Genomic DNA, 23,656 nt, shown 5'->3' with positions numbered 1-23,656 from the left:
GTCCGAAGACATCAACTATTTCTATAACTAAACTATTTAATGGCGTATATTCTGTACAATTGCTTTGTAAAAATCACTGTTATTAAAATTGGCTAATGCTAAAACACTCGTTAAAGCGACAATTAAAATTTTCAGTTTATTTATATTGATCATAATTTTCTCTTTATTTGTAGCGATTTCTGTGATAATTTTTTGTGAAGAATGTTAAATTTCTTTTTCTTTTATTTCTCCCAGATTATACTACCTCGCCAATCCTAAATTCCATTTTATTGTTCCCTGCTATTTTAAACAATATTATTTTGATGTTATAATAGCATATACGTAACTGGATTGCTTTTGGTTTTAAAAAAATGAAAAAAAAATCACTTTTTTTTCAAACCCCTTATTTTACTAAGTTTAAGGCTGTTAAAAATTTTATCATTTTCACAAAAAAATAAATTATCTTTATAACAAGTAATACAATATTGTCTAACAAATTTGTTCAAACTAAAAAATCCTAATCTATGAGTCAAGAAGAATTGCTAGTTTTAATCTACAAAAAAGATGAAAGAGCTTTTACCCATTTGTACGACATGTACTCCAAAAGTTTATTTTCAGTCATAAATGTTCTAATTAAAAACCGAGAAGAAGCCGAAGATGTTTTGCAGGAAGTTTTTGTCAAAATCTGGAAAAATATCGATTCATATAATGAAAGTAAAGGACGATTTTATACGTGGATCCTTAATATAGCTAGGAATACCTCGATTGATAAACTGCGATCTAAAAATTTTAATAACAGCCAAAAAAACCTTTCCTCAGATAATTTCGTAAATCTGTTAGATGACAGTAATAAATTAATGAATAGAATTGATACAATTGGAATTCAAGAATTTGTAAAAAAATTGAAACCGAAATGTATTGAGATAATTGATTTATTATTTTTTAAAGGATATACCCAACAAGAAGCTTCAGAAGAATTGGCAATGCCACTGGGTACTATCAAAACACAAAACAGAAACTGTATTAACGATTTACGTAATTATTTAAAAATCTAATGGAAGCACAAGAGTATATTGAATCAGGAATTCTAGAACTATATGTTTACGGTTTATTAACCGAAAAAGAGAATCTGGAAATAGCTGCGCTGGCAAAAACCAACCCTGAAGTTGAAGAAGAAATTATTTCGATAGAAAAAGCTATTGTTGCTTTATCATCTAGTTTCTCTCCATTTCATTCAGTAGCTAATTTTGAGAAAATTAAAGCGCGCTTAGAGCTTAAACATGGCAAGGTAGTAGATATGAAACCTGCATCAAACTGGTCACAATATGTGGGCTGGGCTGCAGCTGTTGTATTACTTTTAGGTCTTGGATACCAAACTTTAGAACTAACAAAAACAAAAGAAGCTATTGCTACTGTTGGTACTGAGAAAAATAAAATCCAAAGAGATTTTGCTTATTTAGATCAGCAAAATAAACAAACAGAGAAAAACTTAACAATTGTTAGAGATATTAAAAATACTGGCGTAACTCTTGGCGGACAAGCGGTTTCTCCAACATCTTTTGCAAAAGTATATTGGAATAAAGACACTAAAACTACTTATATTGATGCTGCTGGTTTACCAAAACCTCCAAAAGGAATGGTTTATCAAGTATGGGCATTAAAATTAAGTCCTGTTTTAACACCAACAAGTATTGGTTTATTGGATGATTTTGAAGGAAATAGACAAAAGATATTCGCTGTAAGTCAAACCAATGCTGCAGAAGCTTTTGGAATTACACTTGAGCCTGCCGGCGGAAGTTTGACGCCTACAATGGAACAATTATATACTTTAGGAAAAGTTTAAAAACCTAATTATTAAATATTTAAACGCATATCGATTCAATTGATATGCGTTTTTTTATTATTTTTAAGCTATAAACGTAATAACTAAACCATGAACGGAACTTTACTTTTAAGAATTGCTGTCGCGATCATTCTCCTTACCCATTCCGTTTTCGGAATGTTTGATAATAGTGTTAATGATTTTGGCAATTTATATCTAAATCAAATTGGCTTTGCTCCTTTTGGAGTCTTTTTGGCTTGGTCTATAAAATTATCACATGTTATTGCTGCCATTTTACTGCTCTTTAATAAATACATTAAATTGGCGGGATTTGTTACCATTTTTGTACTTATTATGGGTATTGTTTTAGTCCATTTTAAAGAAGGCTGGTTTGTTGTTGGCGGCGGACGAAATGGTATGGAGTATAATTTTTTATTGATTGTTGTTCTTTTGGCGATAATGTATCCGAATGGATTTAAGAAAATAAACGCTCAAATTTAAAAAACTATAGAATGGAAATAACCTGCAAGAATTGTCATAATACCTACACAGGCCACTATTGCAATAATTGCGGGCAGACTGCTGATACGCATAAAATAAACTGGCACTTTATATGGCACGATATCCAGCATAGTTTATTACATTTTGACGAAGGAATTCCGTATTCTATCAAGCAATTATTTACGAGACCCGGACATTCTATCCGCGAATTCATTGAAGGAAAACGAGTTAAGCATTTTAAACCGCTCTCTTTAGTTGTAGTTTTGGCTGCACTTTATGGTTTTTTATGCCATTATTTTCACATTAATTTATTTATAAACAATTCAGATTCAAAAATTGATTTTGTTGAATTTAATGAATGGGTTTCTACTCATTTTGGATGGGTTACTATTGCAACTATTCCGCTTTTTACATTGGGAACTTATATTTGTTTTCGAAATCAAGGATATAATTTTGTTGAATATTTTGTTTTAAATACATACAAAGCATCGCAAAAACTTTTTATTTCGATTCTCTTATTTCCGCTCCTTTATTATTTCAACGGAACTTCTAAAATAACGACTGTTACTAATTTTGTTTATCTCCTTGATGTTTTTCTAATTATCTGGACTAATATTCAATTCTTTAATACAATGCCTAAAACCAAAGTCTTGTGGCTTTCGATTTTGAGTCACATTATATTTTTGATTCTTTTTATTTCTATTGGAGCTTTGATTATTGCTTTTGAGGAAGGGAGTTAAGGTTTGTTTTTTTGTTTCAGGTTTCAAGTTTCAGGTTTGAAGTTTTCGATAAACGCGACAGGTTTTAAAAAGCTGTCGAGTTTAAGAGATTGTCAATAAACAAAAAAGGCTCAACAGAAGTTGAACCTTTTTTTATGAATTAATAATAATGTCTTTTATTATTTTTTGCTTTTGTAATGTTTTCTATAACTTGGATATGTTATGGCTCCAATTACAGAAATTGTTCCTAAAGAATACCAAATCCAGCTTAGAGAATGTGCTTCTCCACTTGCGTAAGAATGCAATCCAACTAAGTGAAAGTTTACTCCGTAATAAGTAAACAAAATCGAAATGAAGGCAAACATACTCATTAGGTTAAAGAACCATTTTCCTCTTAATGACGGCACAAAACGCGCGTGAATTACAAATGCGTAAACCATAATAGAGATTAAAGCCCAAGTCTCTTTTGGATCCCATCCCCAGTAACGTCCCCAACTTTCGTTGGCCCATTGACCTCCAAGGAAGTTTCCTATTGTTAGCATGATTAAACCAATAGTCAATGACATTTCATTTATATAGGTGATTTCCTTAACATTTAAGCTCATTTTGGCCTTGTTCTTATCATTGGTAAAGAAAATCAATATCAAAGCCACAAAACCTAAAATCATTCCTAAAGCAAAAGGACCATAACTTGCTACAATTACTGCAACGTGAATCATTAACCAATAAGAATTTAGAACAGGCTGTAAATTTGCAATTTCAGGATCGATCCAGTTTGCATTTGCTGCCATAAAAATCATAGACGTAACAAATGCTGCCGAAGCTACCGTTAGTTTTGATTTTCTGTCAAAAGCCAATCCAAAGAACATCGTTGCCCATGCCACATATACAATCGCTTCGTAAGCATTACTCCAAGGTGCGTGACCTGATATATACCAACGCCCGATTAAGGCAACGGTATGAAATGCAAATATTACTCCGATTAATATATGAAATGCATTAACCGTTATGCGTAAAGCTTTTTTATCAAAGAAAATATTGAATAAAGTAAATATCAACATAAAAATTCCTGACATTGAATACCAATAAAACATTTTTGGTAAAATATCATAGGTATTGTATGCAATTTCAAGATCGATTTTTTGGTCGCTTGGACGTACTTTGCTTCCGAATTTCTTTTGGAAACCATTGATACTTTCTACCAATTGATCAGCAGTATTAAAGTTTTTAGAAATTGATCCGTTATTTAATGCACTGAAATAAAGCGGAATAATTTGGTTTACATAAGTAGAATCCATTCCTTTAAAACTAGCACCTTCACGTTCTAAATAAGAAACCCATTTGTTTCCGGGATCGTTTGGAACTGGAAATATTTTTAAAATACGACCGCTCAAAGCAGATTCCATCAAGTTTACTTTTTTATCTGCTTCGATAAATTCTTTCTCAAACTGATTTGGATTTGCTGCTTTGTAAGCATCATCTAAATATCTGGAAAGCTTATAATTTCCGTTTTCATCAAAGAATTTTACAAAAGGAGCAAATTTTGCTTCTTTATCAATTCCGATGATCCTACGGATACTATCATTTTTTGGATTAAGATAAATAATCGGAATTTGTATCCAAACCTGAGCATATTGCGTCATAGACAAGAATACCTGATCCGAATTCATTCCGTTATACTTATCGTCGTGGCTTACTTTTCTAAGTAATTCAGACGAAAATGTATTAATCGGTTTCATTCTTCCGCCTGCATCCTGGATAATCAAACGACCAAATTTTGCTGCGTGAGCTTCCGGCGCTTTATAAATTGTCAATAAAGAATCTAATTGTTTCTGACTTGGCGGTGCAGTAATGTGGTTGGCGTGATCGTTAGGATCTGCTGTATGATCATGCTCGTGAGAATGTATATGCGGAGATTGTTGCGCAAAACTGCTCAAACTCAACATTAAAACCAAAATTGTAATTAGTTTTTCTTTTTTCTTTTTAACACCTTCTAGTTTACGTTTTAAATCTGCAAAACGAGAATGTTTGGTAAACATGATAGCCATCAAACCAAAGAACAACATAAAATATCCTAAATACGTGATAGAAGTCCCCCAGAAATCGTGGTTTACAGATAAAACAGTTCCTTTTTCATCCGGATCAAAAGACGATTGAAAGAAACGATATCCTTTATAATCTAAAACGTGATTCATATAAATCGCCGCATCAAAAGTTTCTGTAGAATCCTGAACGGTTACTTTACTTTCAAAAGCAGAATAACTTTTTTCTGTTCCTGGATATTTAGTAGCAATAAAATCATTTAATTTTACTTTAAAAGGTAAAACATAGGCTTTACTTCCGTAAAATAAAGAATATTCGATATTACCAATTTTAACTGTTTTTGCATCGCCAACACTTCCTTTTGTACCTAAAAGTGTTACTTCTTTTTCTTGACCTTCTGCTTTAACTTTTACAATTAAGGCATCATGATGCGATTTTGCTTTAAAATCATTATCAGACTCATAAGCAATAGTTCCTTTCATGGCAGGATCTGGAAAAACAATTCTAATATCGCCAATGCTATACAAAGAGCGCATCATTAAAGGCTGTACATTTTCTTTGGTCACAGCGCCTTGCAGTTTATCTGCCATTCGCATAAAAGTCCCTTCAAAAGGAGTCTGAATGGTATATTTTTCACCAGTTGTATTAATATTTATCGCACCGTCTGTTTGTTTATTTAACGCAAATAAAACGTTGTGAATGTTTTGTACTTCTCCTTCTTTAAGGAAATGTTCTTCACGTCCGCCAGAACCGGCTTCAACAAGTTTAAGATAAACCGTTCCTTTTGGGTCTGGTTTAACTACTTCCTTCGCTCCCATTATGTATTTTGAATAGGTTACTTCAAAAGGAGTTTCATCAAATTTTCCTGAAACATTAAAATCGTTATTGGTAACTGGCGATAATAAAAGGCTTTTTTCAAAAACTCTTCTTCGCGGCTGACCTTTATAATCTCCGTCAACAAAGACAGTTAAGAATGTTTTGTCTGAATAAATTTGATTTTCTGCCGCTCCTTCGCGAATTGGCATCATTCCTTCGTAACTAATATAACGAGTAATAAAAGCGCCTAAAAGGATAAAAACAAAGGCAATGTGCAGTAATAAAGTAGCCCATTTTTCCTTTTTAAGTAATTGGTAACGTTTGATGTTTCCGAAGAAATTAAGCATGAAAACGGCCATTATTGCCTCAAACCACCAAGTATTATAAATAAGAATTCTGGCAGTATCGGTATTGTATTTACTTTCGATAAAAGTTCCAACACCCATTGCGACAGCAAATGTTAAAAAAAGAACGGCCATTAATCGTGTAGAAAACAAAAAAGAGAATATTTTTTTATCCATTTTTAAGGAATTACATTGTATAAAAGTGGCACAAAAGTACTTAAAAATGTTGAGTTCCGATATTTGACTTTTGTTAATAAAAACTAAAAGATTTGTTATTGCTTGAGATTAACAAGATTAAAGCGATGATTTATTTTAGAGAAAAAAAAATATTTTTTGAGGGGTTATACACTATATAAATTACCAGAAAATGATTTAAATCCGAGCAATCTGTGGCAAAAATTTTTCCTGACAAGAAATAATGCTAATTTTGCTGATATGATTCAGATAACAATAATTGGTTCGGGCAATGTAGGACAGCACTTAATTAAAGCTTTTTCTGCAAGTAAATCTGTTGAAATCAAACAGGTATATTCCCGACAAAAAGAAAAAGTGCTTTATTTAGTAAGTCCAGAAAAAATTGTGACCGATTATGAGAATCTGGAACCGTCTGATTTGTATATAATTGCCGTTTCAGATAATGCAATTTCTGATGTATCTTCTCAGCTTCCTTTTAATAATCAATTGGTTGTACATACTTCTGGAACTTCTCCTCTTTATATTTTAGACAGCAAAAACCGACGTGGTGTTTTTTATCCCCTTCAGACTTTTTCTAAAACTAAAAATGTAGATTTTTCTGTTATTCCGATTTGTTTGGAAGCTGAAAATACTGCCGATTATAAACTTTTAGAAATAGCAGCAAAAAGTATTTCTACTGCTATTTTTTCTATCAATTCAGAACAGCGAAAAGCACTGCACGTTGCGGCTGTTTTTGTAAATAATTTTACAAATCATCTTTACCAAATTGGACAAGATATTTGTACAGAAAATCAGGTTTCTTTTGATGTTTTAAAGCCTTTAATTCAGGAAACTGCAGATAAAATTAATACACTCGATCCGGCAGATGCCCAGACTGGCCCAGCTATTCGTCAAGATACCAATACGATAGACGCCCATCTTGCGTTTTTACAAAATAAAAATCAAAAAGACATTTATAAAATTCTAACACAATCTATTCAAAATAATGGCAAAAAGTTATAAAGAAATAATGAACGACATCACAACTTTCGTTTTTGATGTTGACGGCGTACTTACAGACAGTTCCGTTTTTGTAACCAACGAAGGAGAAATGCTTCGCACAATGAATATACGTGATGGTTACGCGATGAAAGCTGCAATCGAAAGCGGTTACAACGTATGTATTATTTCTGGCGGAAGCAATGAAGGCGTTCGTATTCGTCTACGTAATTTAGGCATTTCAGACATTTATTTAGGAACTCCCGATAAAGTTAAAACATTTAAAGAATACACTGATCTACATAACATTAATCCAGAAAATGTATTGTATATGGGTGATGATATTCCGGATTTTCATGTAATGAAATTAGTCGGTTTACCAACCTGCCCGCAAGATGCAAGTCCTGAAATTAAAAACATCTGTCGTTATATTTCGCACGTAAAAGGCGGACGCGGCGCTGTAAGAGACGTTATTGAACAAGTTATGAAAGTACAGGGAAAATGGATGGAATATTTTAATGGACAGCATGATTAGTTTTGAGGTATGAGTCGTTAGTCCTTAGTAGTTAGCTATTAGTTAGAATATTAGCCTCTTAAAAAAAGCCTTAGCCACTCAGAACCTTTGAACTTTTGAACCTCAAAAAAACCTTTGAACCTAAAAAAAAAAAATGAAATTCCTAAAACTCATTCGATACAAGAATCTTCTAATGCTTGCTTTTATGCAGCTTTTATTTCGTTACGCTTTTTTAAAACAACAAGACGTTCCTTTGGCTTTGGCTGACTGGCAATACGGATTATTGGTTTTAAGTACGGTTTTACTGGCTGCGGCGGGTTATGTGATAAATAATATTTTTGATGTCGCTACAGACACCATCAATAAACCACAAGATGTTGTAGTTGGAAAAGGAATTTCTGAAACTGCTGCTTATAATATTTATATCGGACTTAATATTATTGGTGTTGCAATTGGTTTTGCGTTGTCTAACATTATCCATAAACCAAGTTTCGCTTCGCTTTTTATTCTGATCGCTTCGATACTTTATTTTTATGCTACAACCTTAAAACAAATTATGATTTTAGGAAATTTTGTAGTAGCCGCTTTGCTTTCTGTAAGTGTTCTTATCATTGGTATTTTTGATATTTTTCCGGCTACAATTGCCGAAAATCAGGCTCAGATGGCGAGTCTTTTTTCTATTTTAATAGATTATGCATTGTTTGCTTTTATGATCAATTTTGTTCGCGAAATAGTTAAAGACATAGAAGATATGGATGGCGATTACAATCAAGGAATGAATACTTTACCGGTTGCAATCGGGAAAAGTCGTGCTGCAAAAATAGCTTTAGGATTTGCTATAATTCCATTTATAGCATCACTGCTTTATATTGATAAATATTTTATGGAAAACAAGCTGTATTTTGTTACCATTTATGCGTTTATTTTTGTCCTTGCTCCTCTTTTATATTTCATAGTAAAAATATTCAGCGCAAAAACTCAAAAAGATTTTCATCATTTGAGTTCTGTTTTAAAACTAATTTTATTTTTCGGAATTTTATCGATTCTGATTATTTCCCTAAAAAATAAATACAATGCTTAAAGATAAACTCAAAAAATACACTCTAATTTTAGCTTCTGGATCACCACGCAGACAGCAGTTTTTTAAGGATTTAGATCTTGATTTTGAAATTCGTTTAAAGGATATCGAAGAAATATATCCTCCTGAACTTAAAGCGGTAGAAATCACCGATTTTCTGGCACAACTAAAAGCAGATGCATTTGACGGCGAACTAAAAGAAAATGAAATTTTGGTCACCAGCGATACGATTGTTTGGCATCAAAATAAAGCTTTAGGAAAACCTAAAAGTGCTGAAGATGCTTTTGCCATGATTAAATCAATGTCTAATGCAACTCACGAAGTTTTTACTTCGGTTTGTTTTAAGACTAACACTTCTTCTACTCTTGTAAATGATGTTACCAAAGTTACCTTCAAAGATTTGTCTGACGAAGCTATTTTATATTATATAGAAAATTACAAACCGTATGATAAAGCCGGCGCTTATGGTATTCAGGAATGGTTTGGTTTTATGGCTGTTACAAAAGTTGAAGGTTCTTATACCAATGTTATGGGGCTTCCGACTGCAAAAGTTTACGAATATTTGAGTACATTAGTGTAAAAATTTATTTATGTTTTCTTTTAAAGAATATAGCCAGGAAATCTTAGCGACCATAATTCTCCTTATTGCATTAGTCTCATTAAGAATGATTGTAGCAAAATTAATTCGCAATTTTGCAAAATCAAGTCATTTATTTGAGCATCGCACCAATTTGGTAATCAAATACATTCACGTGTTTATGAACATATTGGTAATCATAAGTCTGATTATAATCTGGGGAGTTAATACCAAAGATATATTTATCACAATTTCATCAATTGCCACTGTTATTGGTGTGGCTATGTTTGCACAATGGTCTATTCTAAGCAATATTACTTCTGGAATGATTCTGTTTTTTTCATTTCCGTTTAGAATTGGAGATACTATAAAAATCTACGACAAAGATTTTCCTATTGAAGCAGAGATTGAAGACATTAGCGCATTTCATGTGACTTTAAGAACCAAAGAAGGCGAAAAAACAATATTCCCAAACAATTTATTACTTCAAAAAGGGATTTCAATTATGCCACCAAAGTTTGAAGACAAAGAGTTTTTTGACTAAAAACGTAATGGGAATTTTATAAAGTCTGGAAGAAAAGCTAAAACGAAATAATTCAAATAAAGTGTAATATTTGTTTTATAATTTGAGCTTAATCTTCAATAAAATGATTCGACCTATACCTTTACCTTTTTACGCAAAACTTTGCTTTGTTCTTATAACTTTAATTTGTTTTGCTTTTATTTTCTGTCTTGGGAAAGACATCATTACGCCAGTTTTAATGGCATTTTTGTTTGCTGTTCTACTGCTGCCAGTTTTTACTTTTTTAAACGGAAAAATTAAAATACCGCGTCATATTGCGGCTGCAATTTGTGTATTGTTATTTGCTGCATTTATTGTAGGTATTTTGGTTTTCATCTCTTATCAGGTAAAAAATATAGCGAGTGATTTTGATATTATCAAGAAAAACATCAATGCTTTTATAGCTGAAATTCATAAGTTTATAAATGAAAATTTTCATGTAAGCATTGGCGAACAAAAGAAATATCTGGATACTGTTACCAAAGATTCTGTAAAAAATAGTAATGCTTCTATAGGTTCTTTTATTGTTTCGTTATCAGATTTGCTTTTAGATTTTACTATAATACCTATTTATACTTTTCTGTTTCTTATCTATAAAGACCATTTTATTCTTTTTCTGGCAAAATTGGTAAACAGTGAAGATCACATGAAGCTGAAAGGTATTTTATCTCAGATAAAAGTCTCTATAAACAATTATATCGTAAGCTTAATTTTAGAAATGATTATTGTTTCTATTCTAACAGGTTTAGGACTTTATATTGTTGGTGTTAAATATTTCATACTTCTTGGCCTGATTACGGGAATTCTTAATCTTATACCGTATATTGGTATTGCAATTGCAGGTGTAATTACACTTTTTGCTTCTTTAACCGGAACAGGAGAAACCTCTATTATATTAAGTATTTTAATCGTAAATGTTATTGTACAGCTAATTGATAATAATTTACTCGTTCCTTTAATTATCAATTCTAAAGTAGAAATCAACGCTTTTGTTTCGATTATCGGAATTATTGTCGGCGGAGCTGCTGCAGGAATCTCTGGAATGTTTTTAGCGATTCCGTTATTAGCAATTTTAAAAATTATTTTTGACAGAATTGAATCTCTTGAACCGTGGGGTTATCTCATGGGAAATCATGTACCGCGAAAATTTAAATGGAGAATGCGAAGAATGAAAACTGAAAATTAAGTACAAAAATCACCAATTTACCCGCTGTTTATTAAATAAATTTAGAACAATCTTATCCATGCCTTTCAACAAAAAAATACTTTTTTTTATTTTTTTATGCTTTTGTATAGAAGGCAGTTACGGTCAGGTAGATAAAACAAAAAAAGATCCTCAAAAAAAAGACAGCACAGAGGTTTATACGAAAATTAGAAAATATTCTAAGAAAAATAAGTTTACCCAAATGATGGATAAACTGCTTTTTAAACCCAAAAAACCGAAGAAAAAAGAAGAACTTTTAGTTTCTAAAGATACTGCAGATTATAACGGTAAAATTATTCGTAGAATTAATATTGTAACCTTAGATCCTTTTGGGCACTCGGTAGCAGATTCTACTGTAGCTCCAAAAAATTGGGGAGAAAGAACCGGAAATAAACTGCACTTAAAAACAAAAAAAATAGCGATTAAAAATTTGCTTCTTTTTAGAAGAAATACACCTTATGACAGTTATAAAGTTCAGGAATCCGAGCGTTTAATACGTTCACAGCGTTATGTTACAGCCGTTCGAATTTCAAAACAATTAGTATCAAAAGAATCGGATTCTGTAGATGTAACGATTCGTGTTTTGGATTCCTGGAGTACAATTCCAAGATTTTCAATTTCCAGCAATCGGGTTTCTCTTGGATTTAAAGAAAAAGACTTTTTTGGCAGCGGTCAACAGCTTGAATATCGTTTTACCAATCGTTTTGACGATGGCAGAAATGGTAACGAAGCAACCTACACTATTCCTAATATCAAAAACACTTATATCAGTACAATCCTTCATTACAAAATGGATTTGGATAATAATTACCTAAAAAGTATTGATGTTGAACGTGATTTCTATTCTCCTCTAACCAAATGGGCAGGCGGTGTTTATGTTGATGAAAGTTATAGAAGAGATACATTGCAGGCGCCTGATTCAACTTATGCGTATCAGCCGTTAAAATATACATCTCAGGATGTGTGGGCAGGACACGCTTTTAAAGTTTTTGAAGATGAAAATAAAGCGATTACCAATCTTATTGTTGCGGGCCGTTTTCTAAATGTAGATTACAGCGAATCTCCTACTCGCGTTTATGATCCAACAGATTTTTATTCGGATGAAAAATTGATTTTAGGCGGTGTCGGCCTTAATACCAGAAGATTTATCAAAGACAGTTATATTTTTAGAAACGGACAGACCGAAGACGTTCCTATAGGAAGAATTTACGGAATCACGTTTGGTTATCAATATAAGAATACTTTTTGGAGACCGTATGTTGGCGCTCAGTTTTCTTTTGGTAATTATTATAGGTTAGGTTTTTTAAGTATGAATTTTGAAGCCGGAACTTATTTCCGTCAATCCAAAACATATCAGACCGCCTTTTTATTCGAATCTAATTATTTTACCAAATTATTCACTATCGGAAACTGGAAACTAAGACAATTTATTAATCCCAAATTTGTATTGGGTATTAATCGTGAAGATATTATTGGAGATCAGCTTAATATAAACGAACAAAATGGTTTAGCAGGTTTCAACAGTGCTTTGTACGGAACAAGTAAAGCAGTATTGTCTCTTCAAACCCAAACCTACTCCCCTCACGCACTTTGGGGATTTCGTATGAATCCGTTTTTTAATTATTCGATAGCAGTATTAGGAAACCCAAATAGTTCTATGACGCATAACAAAGCGTATTCTAAAGTTACGTTGGGATTACTAATCAGCAATGACTATTTGGTTTTCAGTTCTTTTCAGTTATCAATTTCTTATTATCCGAGTATTCCACAACAGGGAGACAATGCTTTTAAAACTAATACTTTTGAAACATCCGATTATGGTTTACAGAATTTTGAACTGGCAAAACCAAGAATAGTCAATTATAAATAAAAAAACTTCTCTTTTTTTATTAAATCTTAAACTTTAAAAAACAAATTATAAATCAACACTTTACATTAATAGTATATAAAAAACCATTCGTTGAAATGCAGATTTATTCGACCAAATACGTTCATTTATTTTTTTTGGCACAGTATATGAATATCACTATACAAGATTAACATTAAAAATCAAAAAAAATGAAAACGCTAAAAATAGCAATCGCCGGATTATTTCTAATGGTTGCAAATGCCACACAAGCTCAAGTATCGATTAACGTTAATATTGGAACTCCTCCAGCTTGGGGACCTGCAGGATATGCTGAAACAGAATATTATTACCTGCCAGACATTGAAGCTTATTATGATGTTAGAGCTTCGCAATTTATTTATTTTGGTGGAGGAAGATGGGTTAGAACTACTTACTTACCAAGACAATACAGAAACTATGATTTATACGGAGGTTATAAAGTAGTGTTGAATGACTACCACGGTAGAACTCCTTATACTTACTTTGACCGTCATAGAGTAACTTATTATAAAGGATACCATGGTGCGCCTCAAAGACCTTACAGACCAAGACCTGTTTATGGCTATAACGATCGTAGAGATTACAAACGTTATGATAAACACGAAAGACATGAGAGACATGATGATCGTCACGATAGACATGATGACCACCACGATCACCACGATCATGGGAATCACGGAAGAAGATAATTAGTTTGGGGGCTGATTATCAATACAAGAGAGTATCAAATTATTGATACTCTCTTTTTTTTATGATTTAATTGTAAGACAATTAGTTAAAACACTAAATATTATCTATAAACAACTGTTAAACAAATAGTTTGCACAAATAATTCATCAATTTAACCTTATTCTAATATAAATTTGTCTTACATTTGCACCGAATTTTAAAAAACCCAAAAAAAATTATGAAAAAGAATGTTTATTTATTTACATTTTTAGTTGCGTCTCTTTTTATTTCTTGTGACAATAATGATGATAAACCGACTGATGGACAGTCTATAAATAACATTACAATTACGACAGATCAGTCTGCCTTAAACGCAAGACTTGATTATACCAATTCTGGAGTAATTTCATTAGAAAATAATACATCAACTCAAAAACTTGCTGGTTCAAATGCTATCGCTACTACGACTTTTCCGTTAGTACAAATTGCAGAAATAAACCCGCCTGTAGATGGTAACGGAAAAACATTACAAGCAAGTCATGTTGCTGTAAACGGAAATTACGCTTATGTATCTTATATTATGAGAGGCGATGTTTATTCTGGAGCAATTGACGTTATTGATGTTTCAGATCCTTACAAACCAAAATTAGTTACATCGGCTTTAATTGCCAATACCGATATTACATCTCTTACCTACTCTAACGGAAACTTAATTATTGGAGCAGCAAAAGATGTAGACAAAGATCCGTTGCTTACGAGTCCTGCAATAGTGATTAATATGCAATTAAACGGAGGTTTACTTACAGACAATTATAAAGTTAATTATTTAGAAAGCAGAGTTACAACAGACGTTGCAGCAAATACAGCTTCTTATTTTGCAGTAACTGGCGATGCCGGAAGTTTATTTAAAATAAATGCTTCTACTAAAGCTGTTGCTGGAAAAACTGCTGTTGCAGATTTACGTTCTATTGCATTAAACGGTGAAAATCTTGTAACATTAAGCGGAACAAAAGGAGTAAATATCTACAATCAATCTACTCTTGCTTTGCAAAAAAGCTTTACAACTTCTACAGATGTAAGCGGTGCAAAAAGAACTATGGATTTTGATGGTACAAAACTTTTAGTTTCTGAAGGAGCAAAAGGTCTTGGAATTTATGATATGGCAAGCGGTTCTAAATTACAAACAATTGGAATTGCAACTGCAGGAGAAGATAACGTTACAAATGCTGTTTCTGTAAACGACGGTTATGCTTTTGTTGCCAATGGAGCATTAGGACTTAATGTTTACCAAACTGGTTCTCAACTTAGCTTACTTGGTGCTTTAGGAATTGCAGGTTCTTCAAACTATGTAAAATCTAGCGGTAACTATATTTATGTAGCAAGCGGAACTGGCGGTTTGAAAATCATTAAAATGGAAAAACCAAATACTACGTTTGCAAGCTGTTCTTCTTACGGAATATACAATCAAGGTAAAGATTTGATTTTAAATTCTAATGAAACTAAATCATACGCCGGAGCTACAGCAATTAATTCGGTAATTGTAAATTCTAATGCTGTTTTAACGCACTGTGGTTCTATCTCTGTTCAAAATAGTTTAATATTAAATAGCAACAGTACATTTAATATGAGAGGAAGTTTAGCGCAAGGTAAATACCAGCAGTCAAATCCAACAGAACTTATAATTAATAGTAATGCAACATTGCAAATTGAAGGTTCAGTTGTAATTTGGGGAGATTTAAGATTAAATAGTGGTGCCAAAATTAATTTTATCGGAAGCGATTCTTCAATCACAATATACGGAAAAGTAACCAAAAACAGTAATGTTACGATTACAGGAACTTACAAAGACACAGAAAATAAATTAAAATAATTTAAAGTTTACCTTATTTTAATATAAAAATGTCTTACATTTGCATTGATTTTTCTTACAAATTATCTTTTAATGATTTAAGAAGTCCAAACAAAAAGTAAAAGAAGCGTAAAACCTTCTCAAAAATACAAACACACAGAAAAACAAATAATTCTGTAATCCTAAGAATACCACACTTAAAAAAAGCTGCCCGATTTTCAGGCGGCTTTTTTTATGTCTTCATTCAAAATAAGCCATTAACAAATATTAACAATTCATTTAAATACGGTTCAAAGATATAATTAGTATTTTTGAGCCACTTTCTAAAAAACATTAAACCACGCTATGCGAAAAATTAAGATCAAAGCACTTTTTCTATTTTTAATAAGCATTTCTATTTCTTATGCCCAACAACCAGTAAAACCGAGTTCTGTAGAAATTTACAATCAAATAAAAAAGCTGAACTTTTTAGGTTCTGTATTGTATGTTGCTGCGCATCCAGATGACGAAAACACGCGCTTGATTTCGTATTTAGCAAACGATATGAATGCGAGAACAGGATATTTATCTTTGACCCGTGGTGACGGCGGACAAAACTTAATAGGTCCGCAATTGCGTGAATTACTTGGTGTTATCAGAACACAGGAATTAATAGAAGCTAGAAAAGTAGATGGCGGCGAACAGTTTTTTTCTCGTGCCAATGATTTTGGTTTTTCAAAAACACCAGACGAAACTTTACAAATCTGGGATAAAAATAAAGTCCTTGCCGATGTGGTCTGGACAATCAGAAAATTTCAACCCGATGTAATTATCAATCGATTTGATCATCGCTCGCCAGGAACTACACACGGACACCATACATCGTCAGCCATGTTGAGCGTTGAAAGTTTTAATTTAACGAATGATCCAAAAGTATATCCGGAACAATTAAAATACGTTACGCCTTGGCAGGTAAAACGCCAGTTTTTTAATCCATCTTGGTGGTTTTACGGAAGTCAGGAAAAATTTGATGCTGCCAATAAAGAAAAATTTACAAGATTTGAAACAGGAGTTTATTATACCGGACTTGGAAAATCGAATCAGGAAATCGCCGCTTTAAGCCGAAGCCGACACCAATCGCAAGGTTTTGGTAGCACTGGCGTTCGTGGTTTAGAAACCGAATATTTAGAATTAATTAATGGTGAGAAAGCAAAAGACCGTGATAATTTATTTGATGGAATTGACACTTCTTGGAATCGTGTTAAAAACGGAAAACCAATTGGAGATTTAATTTCTAAAATTATAGAAAAATACGATTTCAGCAATCCATCAGCAAGCCTTTCTGATTTAGTAAAAGCCTATACAATGATCGAAGCTTTAGAAGACGGTCACTGGAAAAGCCTAAAATCAGAATCAATAAAAAACATTATTGCATCTTGCTCTGGCCTTTATTTAGAAGCAGTTGCAAGTGAGCAGGAAGCAACACCGGGAAGTACTGTAAAATTAAGTCTTGAAGCCATAAATCGTTCTTCTGTAGTTATGCAGCTAACAAGTGTTACGACTTTGCCAGATAATAAAAATACGGCTCAAAATGTGACACTAAAAGACAATGACGATCAAAAAATAAACTTACAATTACAACTTCCTTCTAATATCGAATACACACAGCCTTATTGGTTAAAAGAAAAAGCAACTGTTGGTATGTACACCGTTTCTAATCAGGAAAATATAGGAATTCCAGATATTATAAGAGAAGTAAAAGTTGTTTTTAATGTAAAAATTAACAACGTCGAAATTCCGTTTGAGCGCACTGTTGTTTACAAATACAACGACGGCGTAAAAGGCGAAATGTATAATTTCTTAGATATTGTACCAGAAGTTACTACATCGATTTTAGAAAAAGTGTTGATTTTTAGAGATACCAAAAGTAAAATGGTTCCTGTAAAAGTTCGCGCAGGAAAAGATGCCGTTGCCGGAAATCTACAGTTAGAACTTCCAAAAAACTGGTTGGTTTCTCCAAAACAAATTCCGTTTTCTTTGGATAAAAAAGGAAGCGATCAAATCTATTATTTTGAAGTTACACCTCCTGTAAATCCAGAAGAAACGGTTTTAAAAGCCGTTGCAATTGTAGATAATAAACGTTTTGATAAAGACGAAACCATTATTGATTTCAACCACATTACCAAACAGATGGTTTTAAAACCAGCAGAATCAAAAGCGATTAGAATAGATCTAAAAACTTCTGGCGATGCCATTGCTTATATTATGGGTGCAGGCGACGAAGTCCCAGAAAGTTTAACCCAAATGGGATACAAAGTAACTATTATAAAACCAGAAGAAATTACGCCCGAAAAATTAGATTCTTTTAATGTTGTCATTACCGGAATCCGTGCTTACAATACTGTAAATGCTTTGGCAAACAAACAAAACATCCTTTTTAATTTTGTAAAAAGCGGTAAAAACATGATTGTACAGTACAATACTTTTGGAAAAACGGTAACCAATCAGCTGGCGCCTTATCCATTAAAAATTTCTAATGATCGTGTAACCGAAGAAAATGCAAAAGTCACTTTTCTGGCACCAAATCATCCGGTTTTAAATACGCCAAACAAAATCAGCACTAAAGATTTTGAAGGATGGACGCAAGAACAAGGATTATATTACCCGAACGAATACGATCCTGCCTTTACTCCTATTATATCCTCACATGACAAAGGAGAATCGGCAAAGAATGGAGCATTATTAGTCGCTCCATACGGAAAAGGATATTATATTTATACTGGTTTAAGCTTCTTTAGAGAACTTCCGGAAGGCGTTGTTGGCGCTTATAGATTACTATCGAATATGATTTCGTTAAAACAACCAATAGAAGCTCCAAAACAAGATATAAAGCAATAAGTCGAAACAAAATGGAAGCAAAAAAAACAAAAAAATGGAAAAAAAGCTACACTTATGTTTTGGTAGCCAACGCAATATATATTGTGATTTTTTTCTTAATCATGCAATTTTATTCTTAACCTATGCAGCTATTTGATTGGATCGTACTAATTGTAACACTTCTATTCATTGTTGGATATGGATCCTGGAAAACAAAAGGAAGTAAAAACGTTGAAGATTTTATTTTAGGAAACAACGAAACTCCGTGGTACACCGTTGGGCTTTCGGTAATGGCAACACAAGCCAGCGCAATTACTTTTTTATCAACTCCGGGTCAGGCCTATCATGACGGAATGGGATTTATACAATTCTATTTTGGGCTTCCAATTGCCATGATTGTCATTTGTTTGACTTTTATTCCGTTATATCATAAAAACAAAGTATTTACCGCTTACGAATTTTTAGAAAAACGATTTGATGTAAAAACTCGTTCGCTTGCCGCTATATTATTTTTGGTTCAAAGAGGTTTAGGAACCGGACTTACCATTTATGCGCCAGCCATTATCTTATCCGCTCTTTTGGGTTGGAATCTTACAATCATGAACATTATGATTGGGCTTTTAGTAATTATCTACACTTTTTCTGGAGGAACAAAAGCCGTAAACGTTACACAAAAACAGCAGATGTTTGTTATTATGTCTGGAATGTTTATCACATTTTTTCTGATTCTGCATTACCTGCCAAACGACATGACTTTTACAAGTGCGCTGCATATTGCGGGCGCAAACGATAAAATGAATATTGTAGATTTTTCTTTTAATCCAGAAGAAAAATATACGTTTTGGAGCGGTATTACAGGTGGTTTCTTTTTGGCTCTCTCCTATTTTGGAACCGATCAATCGCAGGTTGGACGTTATTTATCGGGAAAATCGGTTCGCGAAAGTCAAATGGGATTGATTATGAACGGACTTTTAAAAGTGCCGATGCAGTTTTTCATTCTGTTAACCGGAGTTATGGTTTTTGTATTTTTTCAATTCAATCCAGTTCCTCTAAATTTTAATCCGAATAACAAAGTTGTAATTGAAAAATCTGCTTTTAAAGAAGAATATCATGCTTTGGAGAAAAAACTAAGCACGCTTTCTGAAGACAAAAAAGTAATTAACTTATTATATATCGATCAGTTAAACCAGGATTACGACAATCCTATTTTGCGTAAAGAACTGGTTGCTTTATCCAATAAAGAAAAGGACTTACGCGATCGCGCCAAAGAAATTATTTCGAAAGCCGACAGTAACAGCGAAACCAATGATAAAGATTATGTATTCTTTCATTTTATCCTGCATTATTTACCGAAAGGATTAATTGGTTTATTATTGGCTGTAATTCTTTCGGCAGCAATGTCTTCTACAGCTTCCGGATTAAATGCATTGGCTTCTACAACTGCAATTGATATTTACAAACGAAACTTAAAAACCGAAAAATCTGAAAAGCATTATCTCAATGCAACCAAATTTTTTACGCTTTTTTGGGGAGTTGTAGCCATACTTTTTGCCTGCGTAGGAACCTTATTTGAAAATTTGATTCAGTTAGTAAATATCATTGGTTCTATTTTCTACGGAACTGTTTTAGGAATATTTCTGGTTGGATTTTATCTGCGTAGAGTTCAGGCAAAACCAATGTTTTACAGTGCTATTATCAGCCAATTGACCATTTTTATAATCTATTATTTTATGATTTATATTTACCCAAGTGGTCAGGAAAAACTAGGTTATTTATGGCTGAATTTTATCGGCGCAATGCTGACAATTGTTTTAGCTTTATTGATGCAATTTTTGTTTTTCAAAAAGAATGAACTTGAGGTTATTGAAGAATAAATAGTTTTTTTTGCACGCAGATTTTGCTGATTGAGCAGATTTTCTTTTTTAATTGATGAATTATAATTATGCTTAAAAAATTAATCTTAATTCTTTTATTTGGGTTTTGTCTGCAAATACAGGCACAAAATTTTAAGGATTCAATATTTGAAGACCACTCAATCGCTGATCAACTGTACACTAAGCGCTTTAAAAATTTAAATCAAGGAGCCGTCTTTTTTGAAAAATATCCAAATTATAAAAGAACAGATGTATGCTCGCTAATGTACTGTATGATGCTATTGTCTTTTCGAGAAAAAGAAGCACAACAGGCAGGCGAAGATTTATTAAGAGGAATTGCAACACAGCTTTATCGCGAAGGAAATCCCGTTTATATGATTATGGGAACGGATAGTTATTTGTCTGCCAAAACAAAAAATGAAAATCTGCAAGACGATAATCATATTGTTTATATAAGTTATGCAGAATGTACAAGCCCTTATTTTCTATCAAAAGCAGCCGATATAATAAATGAACAAACTATGTCTTTATTATATAGGAATACCAAGCAGCAAAATTAAGATATACAGAATGAAGTAAATGTTCCTATTTTTATTTACTTTTATTATATTTCTAATGAATTGCTAAATGAAAAGAAAATCCAGAATCATAAAAATAGCAAAGAGAATCTGGTTCTTTTTAGCAGTTTCATTTACAATTTGGATTCTATATTCTTATCAGTCACATGGAGTTTCAGATAATGATTTAAAAAGCAATAATGAAATTGTAGTAACCGATAACGAAAATTATTTTTTGTTTGAACCTTCAAAAAAATCAACAAAAATTTTAATTTTCTATCCAGGCGCAATGGTTGATCCAAAAGCCTATGTTCCTTTGTGCAGGAAAATCTCTGAAAACAACATTAAAGTTTATTTAATTAAAATGCCCTGGAGACTGGCTTCAAAAGGTTATAATCTTCCCAAAGAGTTGGGATTATTTACTGACAAAAGTAAAACTTATATTTTGGCCGGTCATTCGCAAGGCGGAAAAATGGCGGCACAATTCGTAAAAGAAAATCCTTCTTTAATTGATAAACTAATTCTGATTGGAACATCACATCCCAGAGATATTTCCCTTGCAGCAAGTAAAATTCCGATTCTAAAAATATATGGTTCAGATGATGGTGTAGCCGATGAATATACTATAATCAAAAATAAATCGAAACTTCCGGCTGCTACAGAATTTATAAAAATCGAGGGTGCCAATCACGCACAATTTGGCTATTATGGTTTTCAGTTTGGAGATAATAGTGCTCACATTTCACGCGAAAAGCAACAATCTGAAACCTTAAAAATTATATTGAAATTTATAGAATAATTTAAAATTCCAATTTAATAGCAACTCAAAAAAGAAAACAATGAAAGATTTAAAAAAATACAGCAACAAAACCAAAGCTGCTTTCATTTTACTGATTGTGATGCTTATTATTATTTTGACGAATTTTAATACACTTCGAAATTCTAAAAATGTCAACGAAAATATCAATGCGATTTATAAAGATCGTTTGGTTGTTTCACAATATATATTTCAATATTCAAAAGAACTTCATTTTATAAAAGCAGAAGCCGAAAAATTGACTTTAAGCGATAATATCAAAAAAGATGAAATTATAAATACACTCAAAATTGTTCACGAAATAGATGATTTGTACGGCAAAACCGTTTTAACTCCAAAAGAGAAAACCTATTTTAATGCTTTTTTAAATTCCTGCAAAACAATCAATAAACAAACAGCTAATAATAACTGGGATCAAATTGCCAAGTCTAGCGATGATGCTTTAAAAACGTTAGAATTATTATCTCAGATTCAAATTACAGAAGGAAAAGCAAAATTAGCGGCCGCAAATAAGATGTACAGCGGTAATAATAGTCTTGGGCAGCTTCAGATTGCCTTACTTATTATTTTGGGCGGTATTACTTTTTATTTATTGATTATAAAGAAAAAGAAAACAATCAAAATTCCAGAACCGCCTAGTTTGAATTAAAAGCCTCAGGCAAATTCCAATTTTAAAAATTCCAAATTCCAAATGTTGATTATTATGGATGTTTGTGGAAATAAGTAATATTAATCATTTTAAATATACTAATAATAGATTTTTAATATACTCAAAGTATTGTCATTTCGACGAAAGGAGAAATCACACTCGTAATCACAATACTTGAATCCCGCGTGCAATTTCTCCTTTCTTCGAAATAACAAAAACGTGTCAATCACAAAAAAAAATCCAAACCCCAGAAATTTGGAATTTGGATTTTTAAATTATTGAAATTTAAAAAATATTCAAAAAGAATATTTTTTTTATCTGCTCCATTCAGCAATGCTGTCTTTGTTCATTTTTACGTAATCTTGATTGTTAGCAGCTTCTGCAGCAGCCAAAGAAGCTTTTGCAGTTTCGATAGCTCCTTTTTTATCACCTTGTTTTGCCTGAATCAAAGATTTTAATCTTGAAATAAAATACGGTTTATCTGTACTCATATCCAGAGATTTATCTACATATATTCTTGCAGTTTCGATATTTCCGTTAGATTGAAATAAATAAGTTGCAGCTGCAAAATAATCATTAGAAGATGGTCCGCCTAAAGTTTTTTCAATACTTGCTGTTGCAGTTTTAGCTGTTGGAACTTCAAATTTTAAAGCTACATGAGAGTTTTCCCAAGCCATTTCTAAATAAGCAAAGTTCGGATCTAAACCATTAATTCCGATTGTAAAAGTCTCAACTGGAGTTGGTAATGCTTCTTCTTTTACAGTAGTTCTTAAAGCAACATAAGCATCGCTCCAATTTTCTGGCAATCCCCAGTTATCAGTAGAAAGATAGAAAATTACTTCCCAGCTTTCGATTTTAGGAATTGTATATATTGCATATTTTCCTTTTTTCAAAGTTTTACCATCAATTACAACATCATCACTAAAATTAATAATAGTGTTTTCGTTTGCTCCGGTTCTCCATAATTTACCAAACGGAACTAAGTTTCCAAAGACAGCTCTGCCTCTAGCACCCGGTCTAGAATAGGTAACTTCTACATCTGTTAAACCAACAGTTTGTTTGATATAAGCTTTAGGACTTGCTTGTGGAGTTTTTATTTGTGCTTCTGCAGCAAAAGGAGCCAAAATAATGGCCAATGCAATAAGTAGTTTTTTCATTTTCGGAG

Annotated in this window: 20 protein-coding genes; 18 read left to right on the top strand and 2 right to left on the bottom strand. The window is 32.4% G+C overall.

Features of this window, described 5'->3' with window-relative positions; all coding sequences use genetic code 11:
• Positions 1 to 503: 503 nt before the first annotated feature.
• From EV144_RS00285 to EV144_RS00270, 4 genes are all read left to right on the top strand, one after another.
• Positions 504 to 1,034, top strand: coding sequence for an RNA polymerase sigma factor (locus EV144_RS00285; protein ID WP_134145042.1), 531 nt, complete (start codon positions 504 to 506; stop codon positions 1,032 to 1,034).
• Complete coding sequence (locus EV144_RS00280; protein WP_134145040.1) at positions 1,034 to 1,822, top strand: anti-sigma factor domain-containing protein; 789 nt, start codon at positions 1,034 to 1,036, stop codon at positions 1,820 to 1,822. Before EV144_RS00285 ends, EV144_RS00280 begins: the two co-directional genes overlap by 1 nt.
• A gap of 90 nt (positions 1,823 to 1,912) precedes the next feature.
• Positions 1,913 to 2,302 carry a DoxX family protein gene (locus tag EV144_RS00275; protein ID WP_134145039.1) on the top strand — a complete coding sequence of 130 codons (390 nt, stop codon included), beginning with the start codon at positions 1,913 to 1,915 and terminating at the stop codon, positions 2,300 to 2,302.
• Positions 2,303 to 2,313: 11 nt separating this feature from the next.
• Positions 2,314 to 3,042, top strand: coding sequence for a DUF3667 domain-containing protein (locus tag EV144_RS00270; protein WP_134145037.1), 729 nt, complete (start codon positions 2,314 to 2,316; stop codon positions 3,040 to 3,042).
• Between the two features lie 158 nt (positions 3,043 to 3,200).
• Here EV144_RS00270 and ccsA read toward each other — a convergent pair whose 3' ends face one another.
• Positions 3,201 to 6,401 (bottom strand): cytochrome c biogenesis protein CcsA, encoded by a 3,201-nt coding sequence (gene ccsA / locus EV144_RS00265; RefSeq protein WP_134145035.1) that lies wholly within the window; start codon positions 6,399 to 6,401, stop codon positions 3,201 to 3,203.
• Between the two features lie 258 nt (positions 6,402 to 6,659).
• Here ccsA and EV144_RS00260 point away from each other — a divergent pair, with 258 nt between their 5' ends.
• The 14 genes from EV144_RS00260 (at position 6,660) to EV144_RS00195 (ending at position 22,491) form a co-directional block, all read left to right on the top strand.
• On the top strand, positions 6,660 to 7,421 hold the full coding sequence (locus EV144_RS00260) for a Rossmann-like and DUF2520 domain-containing protein (RefSeq protein WP_134145033.1): 762 nt from the start codon (positions 6,660 to 6,662) through the stop codon (positions 7,419 to 7,421).
• Positions 7,405 to 7,932 (top strand): KdsC family phosphatase, encoded by a 528-nt coding sequence (locus EV144_RS00255; RefSeq protein ID WP_134145032.1) that lies wholly within the window; start codon positions 7,405 to 7,407, stop codon positions 7,930 to 7,932. Before EV144_RS00260 ends, EV144_RS00255 begins: the two co-directional genes overlap by 17 nt.
• Before the next feature lie 133 nt (positions 7,933 to 8,065).
• The gene (locus EV144_RS00250) at positions 8,066 to 8,992 is read left to right on the top strand and encodes a geranylgeranylglycerol-phosphate geranylgeranyltransferase (RefSeq protein WP_134145030.1); all 927 of its coding nucleotides are present in this window, start codon (positions 8,066 to 8,068) and stop codon (positions 8,990 to 8,992) included.
• Complete coding sequence (locus EV144_RS00245) at positions 8,985 to 9,569, top strand: Maf-like protein (RefSeq protein WP_134145028.1); 585 nt, start codon at positions 8,985 to 8,987, stop codon at positions 9,567 to 9,569. The genes EV144_RS00250 and EV144_RS00245 overlap by 8 nt, the downstream gene beginning before the upstream one ends.
• A gap of 10 nt (positions 9,570 to 9,579) precedes the next feature.
• The gene (locus EV144_RS00240; protein WP_134145026.1) at positions 9,580 to 10,110 is read left to right on the top strand and encodes a mechanosensitive ion channel domain-containing protein; all 531 of its coding nucleotides are present in this window, start codon (positions 9,580 to 9,582) and stop codon (positions 10,108 to 10,110) included.
• Positions 10,111 to 10,213: 103 nt separating this feature from the next.
• Positions 10,214 to 11,314 (top strand): AI-2E family transporter, encoded by a 1,101-nt coding sequence (locus tag EV144_RS00235; protein WP_134145024.1) that lies wholly within the window; start codon positions 10,214 to 10,216, stop codon positions 11,312 to 11,314.
• Between the two features lie 58 nt (positions 11,315 to 11,372).
• Positions 11,373 to 13,202 carry a hypothetical protein gene (locus EV144_RS00230; protein WP_134145022.1) on the top strand — a complete coding sequence of 610 codons (1,830 nt, stop codon included), beginning with the start codon at positions 11,373 to 11,375 and terminating at the stop codon, positions 13,200 to 13,202.
• A gap of 188 nt (positions 13,203 to 13,390) precedes the next feature.
• On the top strand, positions 13,391 to 13,909 hold the full coding sequence (locus EV144_RS00225) for a hypothetical protein (protein ID WP_134145020.1): 519 nt from the start codon (positions 13,391 to 13,393) through the stop codon (positions 13,907 to 13,909).
• Positions 13,910 to 14,127: 218 nt separating this feature from the next.
• Entirely contained in the window at positions 14,128 to 15,759 is a 1,632-nt protein-coding gene (locus EV144_RS00220; protein WP_134145018.1) for a hypothetical protein, read from the top strand.
• 324 nt (positions 15,760 to 16,083) lie between these two features.
• Positions 16,084 to 18,615: a PIG-L family deacetylase gene (locus EV144_RS00215; protein ID WP_134145016.1), complete on the top strand. Its 2,532-nt coding sequence runs from the start codon at positions 16,084 to 16,086 to the stop codon at positions 18,613 to 18,615.
• A 122-nt stretch (positions 18,616 to 18,737) separates the two neighbouring features.
• Positions 18,738 to 20,468: a sodium:solute symporter gene (locus EV144_RS00210; RefSeq protein ID WP_134145014.1), complete on the top strand. Its 1,731-nt coding sequence runs from the start codon at positions 18,738 to 18,740 to the stop codon at positions 20,466 to 20,468.
• Positions 20,469 to 20,536: 68 nt separating this feature from the next.
• Entirely contained in the window at positions 20,537 to 21,028 is a 492-nt protein-coding gene (locus EV144_RS00205) for a hypothetical protein (protein ID WP_134145012.1), read from the top strand.
• A gap of 67 nt (positions 21,029 to 21,095) precedes the next feature.
• A complete protein-coding gene (locus tag EV144_RS00200) occupies positions 21,096 to 21,824 on the top strand; it encodes an alpha/beta hydrolase (protein ID WP_134145011.1) in 729 nt (242 codons plus the stop codon).
• 40 nt (positions 21,825 to 21,864) lie between these two features.
• The gene (locus tag EV144_RS00195; protein WP_134145009.1) at positions 21,865 to 22,491 is read left to right on the top strand and encodes an MCP four helix bundle domain-containing protein; all 627 of its coding nucleotides are present in this window, start codon (positions 21,865 to 21,867) and stop codon (positions 22,489 to 22,491) included.
• Positions 22,492 to 22,805: 314 nt separating this feature from the next.
• Here EV144_RS00195 and EV144_RS00190 read toward each other — a convergent pair whose 3' ends face one another.
• On the bottom strand, positions 22,806 to 23,648 hold the full coding sequence (locus EV144_RS00190; RefSeq protein ID WP_134145007.1) for a DUF2911 domain-containing protein: 843 nt from the start codon (positions 23,646 to 23,648) through the stop codon (positions 22,806 to 22,808).
• Between the last annotated feature and the right edge of the window lie 8 nt (positions 23,649 to 23,656).

Source organism: Flavobacterium sp. 270, from assembly GCF_004368785.1.
Taxonomy (GTDB): domain Bacteria; phylum Bacteroidota; class Bacteroidia; order Flavobacteriales; family Flavobacteriaceae; genus Flavobacterium.
This window is presented reverse-complemented; position numbering and strand designations above follow the sequence as displayed.